Annotated in this window: 17 protein-coding genes and 1 pseudogene; 8 read left to right on the top strand and 10 right to left on the bottom strand. The window is 36.1% G+C overall.

From position 1 onward, the window contains the following. Positions 1-4: 4 nt before the first annotated feature. Entirely contained in the window at positions 5-1,042 is a 1,038-nt protein-coding gene (locus DX522_RS04615; RefSeq protein ID WP_115179987.1) for an IS1595 family transposase, read from the bottom strand. A gap of 106 nt (positions 1,043-1,148) precedes the next feature. On the opposite strand from DX522_RS04615, the gene DX522_RS04610 reads away from it, so the two are divergent. Then, on the top strand, positions 1,149-1,478 hold the full coding sequence (locus tag DX522_RS04610; RefSeq protein ID WP_049364001.1) for a helix-turn-helix domain-containing protein: 330 nt from the start codon (positions 1,149-1,151) through the stop codon (positions 1,476-1,478). A 52-nt stretch (positions 1,479-1,530) separates the two neighbouring features. Here DX522_RS04610 and DX522_RS04605 read toward each other — a convergent pair whose 3' ends face one another. The 4 genes from DX522_RS04605 to DX522_RS04590 all read right to left on the bottom strand — a co-directional run bounded on the left by DX522_RS04605 (position 1,531) and on the right by DX522_RS04590 (position 3,906). Further along, complete coding sequence (locus DX522_RS04605; RefSeq protein WP_115179986.1) at positions 1,531-2,082, bottom strand: hypothetical protein; 552 nt, start codon at positions 2,080-2,082, stop codon at positions 1,531-1,533. A 2-nt stretch (positions 2,083-2,084) separates the two neighbouring features. Beyond that, entirely contained in the window at positions 2,085-2,678 is a 594-nt protein-coding gene (locus tag DX522_RS04600; protein WP_049363999.1) for a hypothetical protein, read from the bottom strand. Between the two features lie 5 nt (positions 2,679-2,683). Beyond that, positions 2,684-3,382 (bottom strand): hypothetical protein, encoded by a 699-nt coding sequence (locus DX522_RS04595; RefSeq protein WP_049363998.1) that lies wholly within the window; start codon positions 3,380-3,382, stop codon positions 2,684-2,686. Positions 3,383-3,492: 110 nt separating this feature from the next. Continuing rightward, positions 3,493-3,906 (bottom strand): helix-turn-helix domain-containing protein, encoded by a 414-nt coding sequence (locus tag DX522_RS04590; RefSeq protein ID WP_115179985.1) that lies wholly within the window; start codon positions 3,904-3,906, stop codon positions 3,493-3,495. Between the two features lie 165 nt (positions 3,907-4,071). Here DX522_RS04590 and DX522_RS04585 point away from each other — a divergent pair, with 165 nt between their 5' ends. The 5 genes from DX522_RS04585 to DX522_RS04565 all read left to right on the top strand — a co-directional run bounded on the left by DX522_RS04585 (position 4,072) and on the right by DX522_RS04565 (position 7,806). Beyond that, complete coding sequence (locus DX522_RS04585; RefSeq protein WP_049363996.1) at positions 4,072-4,512, top strand: hypothetical protein; 441 nt, start codon at positions 4,072-4,074, stop codon at positions 4,510-4,512. A 9-nt stretch (positions 4,513-4,521) separates the two neighbouring features. Beyond that, entirely contained in the window at positions 4,522-5,055 is a 534-nt protein-coding gene (locus DX522_RS04580) for a hypothetical protein (RefSeq protein WP_115179984.1), read from the top strand. Positions 5,056-5,075: 20 nt separating this feature from the next. Continuing rightward, positions 5,076-5,858, top strand: coding sequence for a DUF4013 domain-containing protein (locus DX522_RS04575; protein WP_049363994.1), 783 nt, complete (start codon positions 5,076-5,078; stop codon positions 5,856-5,858). An 11-nt stretch (positions 5,859-5,869) separates the two neighbouring features. Further along, a complete protein-coding gene (locus DX522_RS04570) occupies positions 5,870-6,262 on the top strand; it encodes a DUF805 domain-containing protein (RefSeq protein WP_049363993.1) in 393 nt (130 codons plus the stop codon). Between the two features lie 407 nt (positions 6,263-6,669). After that, a complete protein-coding gene (locus tag DX522_RS04565; protein ID WP_115179983.1) occupies positions 6,670-7,806 on the top strand; it encodes an IS1595 family transposase in 1,137 nt (378 codons plus the stop codon). A 296-nt stretch (positions 7,807-8,102) separates the two neighbouring features. Here the strand turns inward: DX522_RS04565 and DX522_RS04560 are convergent, their stop codons facing one another. The 5 genes from DX522_RS04560 to cysZ all read right to left on the bottom strand — a co-directional run bounded on the left by DX522_RS04560 (position 8,103) and on the right by cysZ (position 12,435). Next, positions 8,103-8,873: an amino acid ABC transporter ATP-binding protein gene (locus DX522_RS04560; RefSeq protein WP_115179982.1), complete on the bottom strand. Its 771-nt coding sequence runs from the start codon at positions 8,871-8,873 to the stop codon at positions 8,103-8,105. A 9-nt stretch (positions 8,874-8,882) separates the two neighbouring features. Further along, on the bottom strand, positions 8,883-9,599 hold the full coding sequence (locus DX522_RS04555) for an amino acid ABC transporter permease (RefSeq protein WP_115179981.1): 717 nt from the start codon (positions 9,597-9,599) through the stop codon (positions 8,883-8,885). Beyond that, positions 9,583-10,356, bottom strand: a complete 774-nt coding sequence (locus DX522_RS04550; RefSeq protein WP_049362446.1) for an amino acid ABC transporter substrate-binding protein — start codon at positions 10,354-10,356, stop codon at positions 9,583-9,585. Before DX522_RS04550 ends, DX522_RS04555 begins: the two co-directional genes overlap by 17 nt. A gap of 182 nt (positions 10,357-10,538) precedes the next feature. Next, a complete protein-coding gene (gene cysK / locus DX522_RS04545; protein ID WP_075876136.1) occupies positions 10,539-11,489 on the bottom strand; it encodes a cysteine synthase A in 951 nt (316 codons plus the stop codon). A gap of 100 nt (positions 11,490-11,589) precedes the next feature. Further along, positions 11,590-12,435, bottom strand: a complete 846-nt coding sequence (gene cysZ, locus DX522_RS04540) for a sulfate transporter CysZ (RefSeq protein WP_115179980.1) — start codon at positions 12,433-12,435, stop codon at positions 11,590-11,592. Between the two features lie 178 nt (positions 12,436-12,613). Between cysZ and zipA the strand changes: the two genes are divergently transcribed. After that, the gene (gene zipA, locus DX522_RS04535; RefSeq protein ID WP_115179979.1) at positions 12,614-13,657 is read left to right on the top strand and encodes a cell division protein ZipA; all 1,044 of its coding nucleotides are present in this window, start codon (positions 12,614-12,616) and stop codon (positions 13,655-13,657) included. Between the two features lie 82 nt (positions 13,658-13,739). Then, positions 13,740-15,748: pseudogene (ligA, locus tag DX522_RS04530) on the top strand (NAD-dependent DNA ligase LigA). The last annotated feature ends 18 nt before the right edge of the window (positions 15,749-15,766 follow it).

Genomic DNA, 15,766 nt, shown 5'->3' with positions numbered 1-15,766 from the left:
ATATCTACTGCCAAATCACTTCTTGATGGATAATTTTTCGTTGCCAATAACCACACCATTCATTGTTATCGTTGGTGGTTTTCAAACATCGGCTTAATACATCAATAAACTGCGCTTTATTTGATGTTCGGCGATTGTCCTCACGGTAGGCAATTTCATTAGCATAGTTAAGTAAGTATTCGTTGCTGATACGGTGAACTTGTCCGTAATACATCCGTTTGAAACGACTAAATAAACTTTCAGCCTGATTGTTTGTTACACCTAAATCGCTGCAATATTCTTCCTTATGGTTTACTGTTCTCAAGTTATAGTAAGGCAACAAGACATCATAAGCAGTGCTTTCATCGGTATTGATTTGCGTATTCGGTTTAATGAACTTATCGGCAAAACTTTTCACTACCGATTGCGATTCCGTATGCGCCACAAAAACGTGAGAGCGTTTTGCCCCACAATGCAGTGCATTACTGGCTTTTTCTTCTGGCGAATAATGCTCACGTGCAACCATTACACAACGTTTATCAGGATTCTGATTTTCCTTTAAGCGATAGTCAATGCGGTCAGATGTCTTATTTGCTTTACGTGGTGCAGGATGAACATAAGTACCGTCCATATCCACTACACCTGAAAGGGGTTTCATATCACGACTTTCCAGTAATGCCTTACGAAATTTATGTGATAAAACAAATGCCGTGCGAGGATTAAGTTTTGCATTACGTGCTAATTGAAGGGATGATAAGCCTTTGACGGCATTTACCCACTCCATTAAAGCATAGAGATAAACCTTAATTGGTTTCTTGCGATTAGCAAAAATGGTGCCAGAAGTAACACTGAAAGTGTGATTACAGTGTTTGCAGCGCCATTGTTTACGTGTAGAAATATAATAAGGCTTGTGTTGTACCCCACATTTAGGACAAGTGATGAACTCTTTTCCACCCCATCTTAATTCACAAAGCAAATCATACGCTTCTTCTTCCGAGAGTTGTGCAATCTCGTAAGAAGAAAGCGTGCGAGCTTTGCTAGAAAGAAGAAAATGTTGTGTCATAGTATTGAGATCACACCTTGATAGAACTAAAATATGAAATATTATTCATATTGATTGTGTACAAAATATCACAATCATTCACTTTTTTCAATAGGAATGTGAAATAATGTGCATATCAGAACGTTTAAAGCAGGTCTTAGATGCTAAAAATATGACCGTAACAGAATTTTCAAAAGTAACAGGAATCTCGTATCGTTCAGCAATGAATTACTTAAATGAGGGACGCGATCCGAATGTAGATGCCTTAGTGAAAATTCATAAAGGATTAGGGATTAATATTACTTGGTTATTAACAGGAGATGGCGTAATGTTTGATACGATAAGCCTAGAAAATAGTATATCTGTTCAAGAAAAGGAATTAATAGGATATTATCGTATGATATCTAATGAATTAAAAAATGCTCTATCTATTTTACTCAAGGAAATAAAAAAATAGAACAGCATCTAACTATAATGTTGAATAAGTTAGATGCCCTATCTTATATAGATTATATCCCTAGTTTTTCTTGTAATTCAGGGGTTAATTTTGGAAGCAAATGCTTATTTGCTTCCAGATGTTCTTTTAAAACACTTTTTAGGTAATTTTTTGTAAATCTCTTATGTTGATTCTTATTTAAGCAAGTACACATAGTACCAGCAATAAAAGTTAAATTTTCATGATTTAAATCACACAAATCTATATGAAGAGATCTTAGATTATCATCTACGGTATCTCCTTCTGTTTTTTCAAATGAGATACCGTATTTATTTAACTGTTCTTCATTCTTTTCAAAATATACTATATCTAAAACATTAACATCCTCAGCTTTTGAGCTGGTTAATAATGCTATTATTATATTTTTGAGATCGCTATTATTATCTAAATCTGATTCATTTTTAATATCAGATATTTCCCAGAAAGAAAGTGCGTTCTTCGATGTTCTTAAACATGATGTTATAGCATCAGATGAAAGTTTATTGATCTCTAATTCTTTCTCACCTTGTGGATCATTTGAGTTTTTCCACTTTGATTTAGTTATTTTTCTAATAAGGAATGACATAATTAGTTTGTGAAACAAGTTTTAAGGTCTTTAACTACCAATTTTCTATAAGACTCTAACCATTCAGGAGTAACTACTGTATTATCTAAAATCTTTAAAGATTCAGGATCAGCCCAAGATTCAAACACTCTAATTGCAAAATCTTTTATCTCAACATCTTTATTTGCTAATAATGACATAACACAAACATGTGCGTTAGGTATTTTTTTATGTCCTAATTTAGCTATAATCTTTAATAGATTAATTAAAACTCTAGGCTCGCTTATAAAGTCTCTAAACAAATTAGAAAACCATTGTCCCGTTACATATGAATTTTTGTTAAAGTAGTTTAATAATTCTAATTCGATAGAAACACTATAATCCTCATTGATTTCATCAAACATCATAAAATTTATAAATTTATCCTGAAATTCTGATACCAGCTCTTTTTCAAAGTTTCTGTTATTCAAAATCTCAATAGGAATATTAGATGATGTTGATATATGAATATCTGTATTTATATCACTGGAAATAAATTCCTTCAAATAAATTGTTTTCTTTTCATTAGAGACAAATTTTCTTATAGGAGTTTCCATCATTGTTGCAAAATTATACATAATTTCTATCTCAACATATTTTCTACTTCATTTAAAAATAATCTAATTTTCTCGCGTCCAAACCTAGGTACTAAATTTGAAGTTAAAGTATTTATATCATCAAGAACATGAATCCCTGAAAATTCTGAAGCCAATCCACTTTCGATGCTTTCTATTTTAGCATCAGAGGAGTAATTGATGGCTTTAACATGATTTAGGAGTTCCTCTAAATTTGACGAGTTTTTTCTAAAAGTAAAACGGATACTTTTTTCTATAAGTTCATTTGAATCTATCTCATTATTAATGAAACTTGATTTCTCCTCAATAAAATCTTGACAATTTTCTTCTGCTATATTTCTTATAAACCCTAACCTAATGGTATTATCGAAAGAGATTCTTTCAGATATTTTATCTATTAGTTTTAATGCTTCACAATTAAACTTATCTAAAGAATAAGTATCATCTGGATAACTATGATTATATGATATAAGAATTTGCTTAGGCTTAAACTCAATTTTCCATTTATTATCAATAGATTGAAGATCAATGCTATCTATAACTTTTTGAGTGATTTTATTATCTTTAACTTCAAACTCAATACCTTGATTTCTTTGTGGTAAGAAACTCTCAAAACATCTCAAAAATGATAGAATATCATCATCATTAACACTAAGATGTGAAAATTCGTTGTTAAATATAAAAAACTGATATGAGAGAGGTTTCATAGCTTTTCTATCCTGTATGCTTGTTAATTTATGTTAGTATTTTATCAAAGAATAATCAAAAATGTATGTGAAAATCCAAAAGATAAAGAATTTGAGTAAAAATAATAGCTTTAGACTTGAGCTTCAGATGTTAACATTCGAACGAACTCTTTTAATGCCCTAATTTCACTATCTTTTTGTTCAAGTAGCTTATTCAACAATCCTTCTTTATCATTTGCATGAGACAAAGCCAACTTCAATCGTTCAATCTCAATCAGTAACTGAGTTTCTCCACCGCCTTGATACACTGAACCTAGAGGCGATTCAATTTGAAAACAGATATTTCTACCATCTGATTGCATTAGCTCAATTACATCAATGTCAAATACTTGTGCAATTTGTTCTAGTTTGTCTAGGTAAATTTTACTTTCACCACGCTCAATTTTAGCATAGCCATTTAATGACATATCCAGTTTTTCAGCCATCTGTTCCTGCGACCAATCCTTTGCTTCTCGGATCTTTCGAATCTTCTCATTGACACTCATTTTGTACCTGTAAAATTTCTTGAATACCCACTACTAGGGTAGTTGATAGAGATTACCAGTTGCTACAGCGAAACAACCAGATTATGTATTATAGCTAGGTTTAATGCGGGTTCTTACTGAAAATTTCCCTAAATTTCTTATATTAATCATTATAGGTTTTTTATTATGAATAAGCTACTTCTATCTTTATCTACAGTATTCGTATCTACAAACGTTTTCGCGTTGTCACATTTAGAGCAAGCTAAAGTAGATACCGTTGCAAAGGTCTATCAAACCAATGATTTAGAACGCTACTCAACAAAAGAGTTTGCAGATTTGCAAATGAAAGCAACAGATATTCATAACGAAAATGAGTATGAATACGGCGGAACATGCCTTTCCGAATTTTGGATCTATGGAATGGTGAGAAATCAAGTTGAAGTAAAACCTATCATAAAAATTATTAAGGAACAGGTAAATGTCACTCTAAAAAGTAAGAAGAAAACCATTGATTTAGTCTATCAACTGGAATGTGAAAACAACCAATGCTTAGTATCGGATGTAATTACTGAACAAGGGCGTAGTTACAAGAAAAGCTTGGCTTCTTGCATCAAGAAATATCCATAAGGAAATGTTATGAGAAAAATATTTAAGGTAGTAATACTAACCTTATCATTAACTTCTTGTGCAGAAGTTACAGAGGGACTTAAAGATATTTCACAAGGTACATTTGTGAAGAAAAGAGTTGGCAATCCATTTAGAACGGAGCAAACCACTGATTCATCTTTATATAACAGTTTGGTTAATCTATCTCAAGGTAAAGCAGTAGGTTCATCTATAAAGATGGATACATCTGATCTTATGTTCTTTAAGGCATTAAACCATAATACTTTAATTCAAGAAAATGAAGTAAATTATGACTACGATCAAGTTGAATTATTAAGTAATGAATTAAAACTCCATAAAATCTTTGTTAAAGAGAGTAAAGCAGGTGAAAAATGCTCATCTCCTTTATCAAATAATCAAGGATACACATCATCAACTTACGAATTTATGATTAATGGTAAAAAACTATATATCCTTCAATATGGAAGTGTTTGTGGAAGTTGTTTATATAAACCCATTGTAATTACCAAGAATCAGCCTTGCAAAGTCCTCAATACTCTTTAAATTTTAGGTATAACACGAGAATGTTTAAAAATTTGCTTAAAGAATATCAAGAAGGATACGTATATCTCTTTTCTGATAGAAGTTTCTATAAGAAGCTTTGGATTATTCCTTTATTACTATTTTTTCCATTTATAAAGTATCCATTCGGCATAATATTTATTAAAGGATGGCAGGTTCAGATGGTTGAAGATATTATGCTAGATAAGCCGTTGCAATCATTACAAATAAAGAAAATAGTTCTGAAAGGGTTACAAATAACAGGAGTTACGATTATATATTGGATGATTCCAACAGCTTTTTGTTATTTATTAGGACTAAAAGGTATTCTAGGATTGTTCTTAGATATACTAGAATTTATACAAGGAGGATTAACAGGCTATCTTACTGATTACATTGAGGATTATATTGCAACGTTATTTATCTACTTTATATGGGGCATGATCTCAAATCCAATTCTTCAATGTGGAATCATTAGATATGCATTAACTGGAAAATGGTTAGAATTATTAAATATACCGAAAAACATCTTATTTCTAATGGCTAATTTACATAATTTCTTAAAATTTTATGTTTTTTATCTAGTCACAGTATTACTTTTAATAATCCTTGATTCGTTATTATTATTTATAGCGTTTCCTATTGAGATTTTGTTGCTACCATTTTTACTTGTTCTCTATTATGGTTCAGTTTCGCATGAGTTAGGGCATCTAGCAAAAAATGCATTTCTCAAGCAGGTTAATAGTAAAAAAGATTTAACTGCTGATAATCCAACAGATTATATTGAAAATACACATTCACATTAAGAGGATTGATTATGATTGAAAAATCGTTATTTACATACTTTATTGAAGCATTTACTAAAAACTATGTAAACTTTAAAGGGCGTGCTAGACGAAAAGAGTATTGGGGATTTACTTTATTTTATGCGTTAATATTCGCTATTTTAGGTGCTTTTGCTTTTACAGGTATTGGAGTAATACTTTTTTTAGTAGTTTTTGTTGCTACCTTACCACCTTCAATATCCCTAACAGTCCGTAGATTACACGATATAAATTTATCGGGTTGGTTTACTTTATATATGTTAATTATGCTAATTCCTGTTATTGGTGAAGGGATTGCAATCATCATTTCAATCGTCATCGGAGTTGTGCAAGGTAGTGCCGAATCGAATAAATTTGGCGAAAATCCTGTAATATCGAATAAATAATTACGGACACTAGCGATAACAAATAATAGATGAAAGCAACTTCGTGAGGAATTGCTTTTTTTATTTGACGAAAAATCTTCAAAGGACTATATTTACGCTGATTTGCAGGGAAAACTTACTACAAATTATAGAATTAGCCAAAGAATGCAACTTTATTCAATCACCAATTAATACACATTAACAGGTGTGTAGCGAATGTTTAGGTGGCAGAAAATTTCATCTTGTAAATTTCCTGTTTTAACAATCGCAATTTCACTCATTTTAAATGAGCCTTCCACAAGTTCCTTGTGGGTAACGGTATTCGAGGCGTAAACGCTTTGAGCCGATCTGAGTTTTCAGATGGGCGATTTTTTGTGTCTGGCGTTTAGCAAATCTCGGATGCCTTGTACTACACAAGGAAATTCGCAATGGCTCAACATTATTTACTTTCAAGTAAATCAAAAAACATCAATTTAAAAGATATTTTACGCCTTACAGAAGAAGATGCTTTTCACCTTTTAAAAACTCACCGTTGGGGAAACCCTAATAATGTTCGTGATGTATGCTGTCCGCATTGTGGTATTCGCCACGAAGCCTATTTCCTTTCTTCTCGTAAACGTTGGTGTTGTAAACATTGCAAACGCCATTTTTATATTACAACAAATACAGCCTTTGCCTTTCATAAAGTTGATTTAGTCGATATTCTTGCTGTCATTTTAATGATGGTAAATAGCTCAAAAGGCATTAGTGCGATTGATGTTAGTCGTCATCTTAATTTGAACTACAAAACGGCATTTGTACTTTGTGGGAAAGTTCGCGAAGCTTTATTTAAAACGCGCGATTTAAGTCCATTGTCAGGCGAAGTTCATGAAGATGGAATGTGGATCAACTTTACCTTGCGTCCAACTAATTTTCGTAAAAACAATCATAAACAACGTCAAAAAGCCGATGAGAAAGGTCGCAAATATCCTAAATTTAGAACGACTAAACATTGTCTATTCGCTATTACACAACGTGCTGCAAATGATAGTAATATATCTGGAGCAAATCGTACCATTGTTGCAATGGATTACACCGAAAATGCGGATACTGTTTTTGCATTGAATCAACGCTTTGTGAAAGCAGGCAGTGATATTATGTGTGATGAAAACCCTGCTTATAAAAGTCTTGATTTTCACTACACCCGTTGGTCGGTGAATCATCAAGAGGCTTATAGTGCGAAAGGTGTAAACAACAATCTAGCAGAATCCTTTAATGCCAGAATGCGTGATTTAATGCGTGGCACACATCATAAAACCGATAATAAATATGCCTTACATTATGCTAATCAAGCTGCATTCTTTTCAGATAACCGCCGTAAATCAAATGGGGAACTCTTTGAAGATGTCCTCAAACGTTGCTTATGGGTATTGCCGCTCAAAGAGTGGATCGGTTACTGGCAAGGAAATCATCGTGAAGGTGAGCTTCTCGGTATGAAAGCCTTTGCACCTAACGAAATTTCATCACACTACTTTAAGCGACTTGAAGAACAAACTGCATACGATGAAATTCTGATGGCAGCATAGAATCGTATAGACGCTAATAGACTTAGATAGAATTATATAGAAAGAAATAACTTACCTGAATAAAGGTTGAGAGGATTAGCTACGCCTTGAATTTGAAAAAATGGAAAATTGATGTGAAAAATTGCGAGGTTGAAGTTAGAATTTTAGGTAAAAGAAATGCCTTTCACAATTTTCATTCGGAAAGGCATTTAAATTTACGCGGTAAATTAGTCAATTTTCGGACTTTGTGCAACTGCTACATAATACCGAAAATTCATGATGTTTTTTGACCGCTCTTTTTATATTTAGACGTTTGATTAAATACAATAATCTTCGAATTCCATTGGCATTTTAGCTTGCAATAAGAATTGTTTGGTGCGCTCTTGCTGTGGATGACTGAAGAATTCAGCCGCGGTATTTTGTTCAACTACCTGACCATTTTCCATGAGAATCACGCGATCTGCCACATCTTTGGCAAAATTCAATTCATGGGTGACGATAATCATTGTCCAACCTTCTTGTGCGAGCATTTTGAGTGCTTGTAACACTTCACCGACGAGTTCAGGGTCAAGAGCGGAAGTAGGCTCATCTAACAAGATAATATCGGGTTTAACGGCTAAAGCACGGGCGATCCCGACACGTTGCTGTTGACCACCAGAAAGTTGAGAGGGATATAAATCCGCTTTTGCTTTTAAACCAACTTTTTCCAATAATGCTAAGGCTTTTTCACGCGCAATCTCTTTCGCTTGTTTTTGCACAACTACCATGCCTTCCATCACATTTTCAAGTGCTGTGCGGTGAGGAAAGAGATTGTATTGTTGGAATACCATTGAAGAACGACGACGCAATTTTAGTTCATCGGATTTGCTGATCTTCTTGCTGAAATCAATAGTTAAGCTTCCATCAGTAAATGCTAATACACCTTTTTCTGGGCGTTCGAGCAAATTTAAACAGCGTAAAAAAGTCGTTTTGCCTGAACCTGATGGACCCAGAATGGCAACCACTTCACCTTTATTAATTTCAAAATCAATGCCTTTTAATACATGGTGGCCATTAAAACTTTTCTGAATATTCGTGACTTTTAACATAACCAGTCCTTATAAATGGCGAGAAAGGCGTTTTTCTAAGCGGGTTTGTCCCATCGATAGCACAAAACAGAACACCCAATAAATGAGAGCTGCTTCGCTGTAAATTAAAATAAACTCATAATTTTCAGCCGTGATGTTTTGTGCCACACGGAATAATTCTGCAATCCAAACAAGTGATGCTAGAGATGTATCTTTCACTGTACTAATGAATGTGTTTGATAGTGAAGGGACAGAAATGCGTAACGCTTGCGGCATAATGGTACGCACGAAAGCTTGTGTGTAATTCATGCCTATCGCATAAGAGGCTTCCCATTGACCTTTAGGAATCGCAAGAATGGAGGCCCTCACTGTTTCTGCCGCATAAGCACCAATGTTAATGGAGAACGCAATAATTGCGGTTGGAAAAGGTTCTAGCTTGATACTAACTTCAGGTAAACCGTAGAAGATAATGAAGATCTGCACCAACATTGGCGTGCCACGAATAATTGAAATATAAGTGCGGCAAATGCCCTGCAGTATTTTGGTCATTAAATTGGGATGTGGCAATGTGCAAATCACAGCCACGATAACCGCAATGAATAAACCGCAAAAGAAGGAAATGACCGCAAGGGGGATCGTATATAAAATTGCCCCTTCCATCATAGGCCAAAACGAGCTGATTACATAATCAGCTCGTTCTGTGGTCATAAATGGAAGGCTTGCTAACCAATTATTGAGTAATGTCATCGCCAAACCATTTGATTGAAATTTGTTTTAACGTTCCGTCTTTGCGTAGTTCTTCAAGTGCTTGGTTCACTTTTGCAATAAGCGGTTCTTCACCTTTCAAGAAAGCAAAACCGGTCGGGATTTTTTTATCACTTTCTACAGCAATTTTTAAGCCTGAGTTAGGTTGTTTTTTGAAGTAATCTAATACTGCAAGCTTATCGTTTACTGTTGCATCAACACGACCTTGTTTTACCGCCTCAAGGTTTTGTGCCAAGCTATCAACAGTCACGATAATTGCACCATTATCACGTGCGTCTTTGCTCCAGTTACTGGTTGCAGATTGTGCAGATTTTTTACCTTTTAAATCTGGGAATGATTTAATGCTATCGTTATCGGCTTTAGTCACGATTACGCCAGCAGAGTAGTTATAAGGTGCACTGTAATCATATTTTTTTAAACGTTCTGGGCTTGGATTGGTTTGGTTCGCAATAACATCAAAACGTTTTGCGTTCAAACCTGCATACATGCCATCCCAAGCGGTTTCTTTAAATTCGACTTTCCAACCTAATTTTTGCGCAACTTTTTCGATAATTTCCACATCAAAACCGGTTAACTTGCCATCTTTGTCGTGGAAAGTGAATGGTGCGTAAGTACCCTCAGTACCGACTAATAAGGTTTTAGTTTGTTCCACGCGATCAGCAATTTCACCTGCGTTAGCAAAAGTAGAAAGGGCTAATCCTGCTGCCAAAAGTGCGGTGCTAAAAAATGATTTTTTCATAAGTATTCCTTTTTTAGATAAATAACGAAAGTGAAATGAATTATAAGAAGCGAAAAAGAAAAGAAAAGTATTATTTATTTATGAATTATTTCCTTTAGTTATATTAAATAGAAATTGTTTAATTAATAAACAAAAAAGGTCTGTAAAAACAGACCTTAGATAGAATTAATGAAATCAATAGATTAAGCCTCAATCCCTTCGAATAACGCCGTACTTAAATAACGTTCTGATGCAGAAGGTAAGATCGCGACGATTAATTTATTTTGGAATTCTGGTAGTTTTGCTAAGCGGTCAGCCGCTGCCACTGCAGCACCTGAAGAAATACCCGCAAGAATACCTTCTTCAGCCATTAAGCGGCGAGCGGTAGCAATTGCCGTATCGCTATCTACAGTTTCCACGCGATCAATTAATGATAAATCTAAGTTTTTTGGAATGAAGCCCGCACCGATACCTTGAATTTTGTGTGGACCCGGTTTCACTTCTTGGCCTGCAAGGGTTTGGCTAATAACAGGTGATTCTGTTGGTTCAACCGCCACAGAGGTAATTTTTTTACCGTGATCTAATTTGATCGCACGAGAAATACCGGTAATTGTACCACCAGTACCCACGCCGGCAACTACGACATCAACTTTACCTTCAGTATCTTTCCAGATTTCTTCACCGGTAGTTTGACGGTGAATGTCTGGGTTAGCCGGATTTTCAAATTGTTTTAGCATCACATAATGATTTGGGTTAGATGCCACGATTTCTTCAGCTTTGGCAATCGCACCTTTCATCCCCTTTGAGCCTTCAGTGAGCACAAGATTTACCCCTAAACCACGTAATAAACGTTTACGTTCAAGACTCATGGTTTCAGGCATGGTTAAGGTGATTTTGTAACCGCGCGCAGCAGCTACATAAGCCAAAGCAATACCGGTGTTACCGCTGGTTGCATCTACAATTTCTTTACCCGCTGTTAAAATGCCGTCTTTTTCTGCTTGCCAAATCATATTGGCACCAATACGGCATTTCACGCTGAAGCTTGGGTTACGGCCTTCAATTTTTACAACAACGTTACCATTGTGTCCGAAATGTTTTAAACGAACTAATGGAGTATTACCGATTGAGTATGAGTTATCTGCATAAATTGTCATTTTACTGTCCTTTTATATTTTGGAATGAGTTGATGCAGTAGTTATAACACCGGTTTTTATATAAAAAAAATAGTTAATAGCTATATTTTATAACTAAATGCTATTTATTCACGATGCTGTTTCCCGAAGGCTTAATTTCCGTACTCGTAGAACGAGTCACAATTTGTGTTGAACCTGAAGTGCGGTCAAAATTCATATCAAATTTTAATTGTGAGCGATAATTTTCTACCCACATCACCGTTGCACCACAGACCGCCACAGGAATAATCACTAAGTTCACAATCGGTAATGCGGTACAAAGGGTAATTAATGCCCCGAATGTCAGGCTTTGAGAACGTCTTTCGCCTAACGCATTTTTCATAATGCCAAAAGAAATTTTATGGTTATCAAACGGGTAGTCACAATACTGAATCGCCATCATCCAACAGGTAAATAGGAATGTTAGTACTGGAATAATGGTTTGTCCAATAACTGGGATAAAACTCAATAAAAATAAGCCCACAAATTTTGGTAAGCTGTACCATAGTTTTTGCCATTCACGATTTAGCATACGTGGCACATCTTTCATAATTTCAGCAAAACCATCATCATTAACAGTTTCACCGGTCAGCATTTTTTCAACTTTTTCTGCCAATAATCCATTAAATGGTGCGGCAATAAAGCCAGAGAGTGTCGTAAAGGCAAAATAGAAAAATAAGAGAATTGAGCCAATAGACAGCACAAGCAAAATCACACTTAAAAAGCTTAGCCAATCTGGAATAAAGCTCACCACCCAGTCGATCATTGTGGAGATTTGTGAGACAAATAGCCAGAATAAGCCTGTAAGCAGGACGATATTCAGTAGAATTGGCATAATCACAAAACGTCGGAGACCTTTTTGCATAATGAAATGCCACCCCATCACGAAATGATTGAAAGCAGATTTTATTTCATTTTGATCGATCATCATTGTTCCTTTAAATTGAAAAGTAAAAATACAAAACGTCACAGAAAGACAATATTTTTTGAGGAAAATTCCATCTCATCCCTTTTAATATCTTGTTTGCTTTTCTATTTTTTCACCTGTCGAAATGTGATAGGATCAGCAGAAATCATTGCGTTAAGGAGCAACAGGAGCAACAAGCATGGACTTAAATACCATTTTGATCATTTTAGGGGTGATTGCTTTAATTGCCTTAGTAGTACACGGATTATGGTCAAATCGTCGTGAGAAATCAAAATATTTTAAAAGTGCGAATACATTTAACCGCACTTCTAAAAGTGGTGAGGTCAATCCTTTTTCGCAAGCCGCTGATCCTAATGATCCTAATGCGGATATTTGTTTAACACATCGTGCTCAAGCGGCACAGCCTGTACAACAACATGTTCAACCTAAAGTGACACCTCAGGCGGCAAGCCAACAACAATTTAATTTTGATGAGCAACATGCTCAAGTTGATGCGCGTCAAATAGAAAAAAGCGTGGATGATATTAAAATCTCCTTACCAAATCAGCCAGTTTATGAGATGAATACGGCGCAACCTGCTCCTGCACCACAGCCTGAACCTGTGGTTTATCCTGAAACTAATGTACAACCGAAACTACGTGTGGCAGAAATGACAATCGAAGAATTAGAAGCTCAAAGCAATGATTTTGACGGTGTGAATTCTTCTTCGCCTGAACTGCGTGAGCAATTAGCTGAGATGTCATTAAATCCAACTCAAGAACCTGCTCATGAGAACGTGCATTTTAACTATCACGAACCGGTAGAAGTTGAAAAACCAAAACAAACCACCGGTTTTGTTCAACTTTATGTGATTTCAAATCAAAATCGTGAATTCTATGGTCCACAATTATCTCAATCGTTAGAAAACTTGGGATTCATTTTTGGCGAGCGTCAAATGTATCACCGCCACTTTGATTTAAGTGTGGCAAGCCCGGTGTTATTTAGTGTGGCAAACATTGAACAACCAGGTACGTTTGATTATTACAATATGGCTGAGTTTTCAACCATGGGCGTGGTGCTCTTTATGCAGTTGCCATCACCAGGTAATAATTTGGCTAACTTACGTATGATGATTCGCGCAGCAAAAACCATCGCGGAAGATTTAGGTGGTGTGGTATTGACTGATCAGCAAGAAATTTTTGATGATATGGCTGAGCAGGATTACTTATCTCGCATCGCATAAAACGCACGAAAAACTAACCGCACTTTGGGCGAGCCGATGGTTCGCCCATTTTAATTCAATGAGTAAACCGTTAGAGAACATTATGAGCCTTCAGCAACAAATTGATACATTACGTCAGGATCTTCGTCGTTATGAATATGAATATCACGTGTTGGATAACCCAACCATTCCTGATGCGGAATATGACCGTTTATTTCATCAACTTAAAGCCTTAGAGGCTGAATATCCTGAACTCATTACGGCAGATTCACCTACTCAACGTGTGGGCGCCAAACCGCTTTCTGGTTTTACACAAATTCGTCATGAAATTCCAATGCTGTCTTTAGATAATGCCTTTTCAGACGAGGAATTTTATGCATTCGTAAAACGTATTGAAGATCGTCTTATTCGTTTGCCTGAACCGCTCACTTTCTGTTGTGAACCTAAATTAGATGGTTTAGCGGTAAGTATTTTGTATGTAAATGGCATACTGACTCAAGCAGCTACTCGCGGTGATGGAACAACAGGGGAAGATATTACCGCGAATATCCGTACGATTCGAAATATTCCCTTGCAACTTTTAATGGATAATCAGCCGGAATGTTTAGAAGTGCGTGGCGAAGTGTTTATGCCACATGAAGGCTTTGAGCGTTTAAATCAACAGGCTTTAGAAAAAGGCGAGAAAACCTTTGCTAATCCACGTAATGCAGCCGCAGGTTCGTTGCGCCAGCTTGATCCCAAAATTACGAGTAAGCGTCCATTGGTATTGAATGCTTATGGTATTGGTATTGCTGAAGGGGTTGATTTGCCGAATACGCATTATGATCGTTTGCAATGGTTGAAGTCTATTGGGATTCCGGTAAACCCAGAAATCCGTTTATGTAACGGCACAGATGAAGTGTTGGATTTTTATCGTGATATTCAAAATAAACGTAGTGCTCTTGGCTACGATATTGATGGTACCGTGCTGAAAATCAATGATATTGCGTTACAAGAGAAATTAGGTTTTATTTCCAAAGCGCCACGTTGGGCAATTGCTTATAAATTCCCCGCACAAGAAGAATTAACTCGCCTAAATGATGTGGAATTCCAAGTGGGCAGAACGGGGGCGATTACTCCAGTGGCTAAATTGGAACCGGTATTTGTGGCAGGGGTAACGGTAAGTAATGCCACATTACATAACGGCGATGAAATCGAACGCTTGGATATTGCTATTGGCGATACGGTAGTGATTCGTCGAGCGGGAGATGTGATCCACAAATTATCGGCGTATTACACGACCGTCGCCCAGCAGATGCGAGACCGATCATTTTCCCTAAAACTTGTCCTGTATGTGATTCGGCCATTGTTCGTATTGAAGGCGAAGCCGTTGCACGTTGTACTGGAGGCTTATTCTGTGCAGCACAGCGTAAAGAAGCGCTTAAACATTTCGTTTCTCGTAAGGCAATGGATATTGATGGCGTAGGGGGTAAATTAATTGAGCAGTTGGTGGATCGTGAATTAATTCATACGCCAGCCGATTTATTCAAGTTAGATTTAACCACACTGACTCGTTTGGAAAGAATGGGCGCAAAATCTGCTGAAAATGCCTTAGCCAGCCTTGAAAAAGCGAAAAATACGACGTTAGCACGTTTTATTTTTGCTTTAGGGATTCGTGAAGTGGGTGAAGCAACGGCATTGAATTTAGCCAATCATTTCAAAACCCTCGAAGCATTGCAAAATGCAGATTTAGAGGCTTTACAGCAAGTACCTGATGTGGGCGAAGTAGTGGCAAATCGTATTTTGGCGTTTTGGCATGAAGCACATAATGTCGCGGTAGTGAATGACTTAATCGCTCAAGGCGTACATTGGGAAACTGTGGAAACCAAAGAGGTCATAGAAAACCGCTTTAAAGGCAAAACGGTTGTGTTAACCGGAACCTTAACTCAAATGGGACGTAATGAAGCTAAAGCCTTATTACAAGACATGAGGGCGAAAGTGAGTGGCTCGGTTTCAGCGAAAACAGATTTCGTGATTGCAGGAGATGCGGCGGGTTCTAAACTGACAAAAGCGCAAGAATTAGGCGTGGCTGTTTTAACGGAAGAAGAGTTCCTTGCGGAAATTCAATCATAATTAAACGGTTAGAAAACA

This window comes from Haemophilus parainfluenzae (genome assembly GCF_900450995.1).
GTDB lineage: Bacteria > Pseudomonadota > Gammaproteobacteria > Enterobacterales > Pasteurellaceae > Haemophilus_D > Haemophilus_D parainfluenzae_O.
The sequence above is the reverse complement of the archived record's forward strand: the minus strand, read 5'-3'. Positions and strand labels throughout refer to the sequence as shown.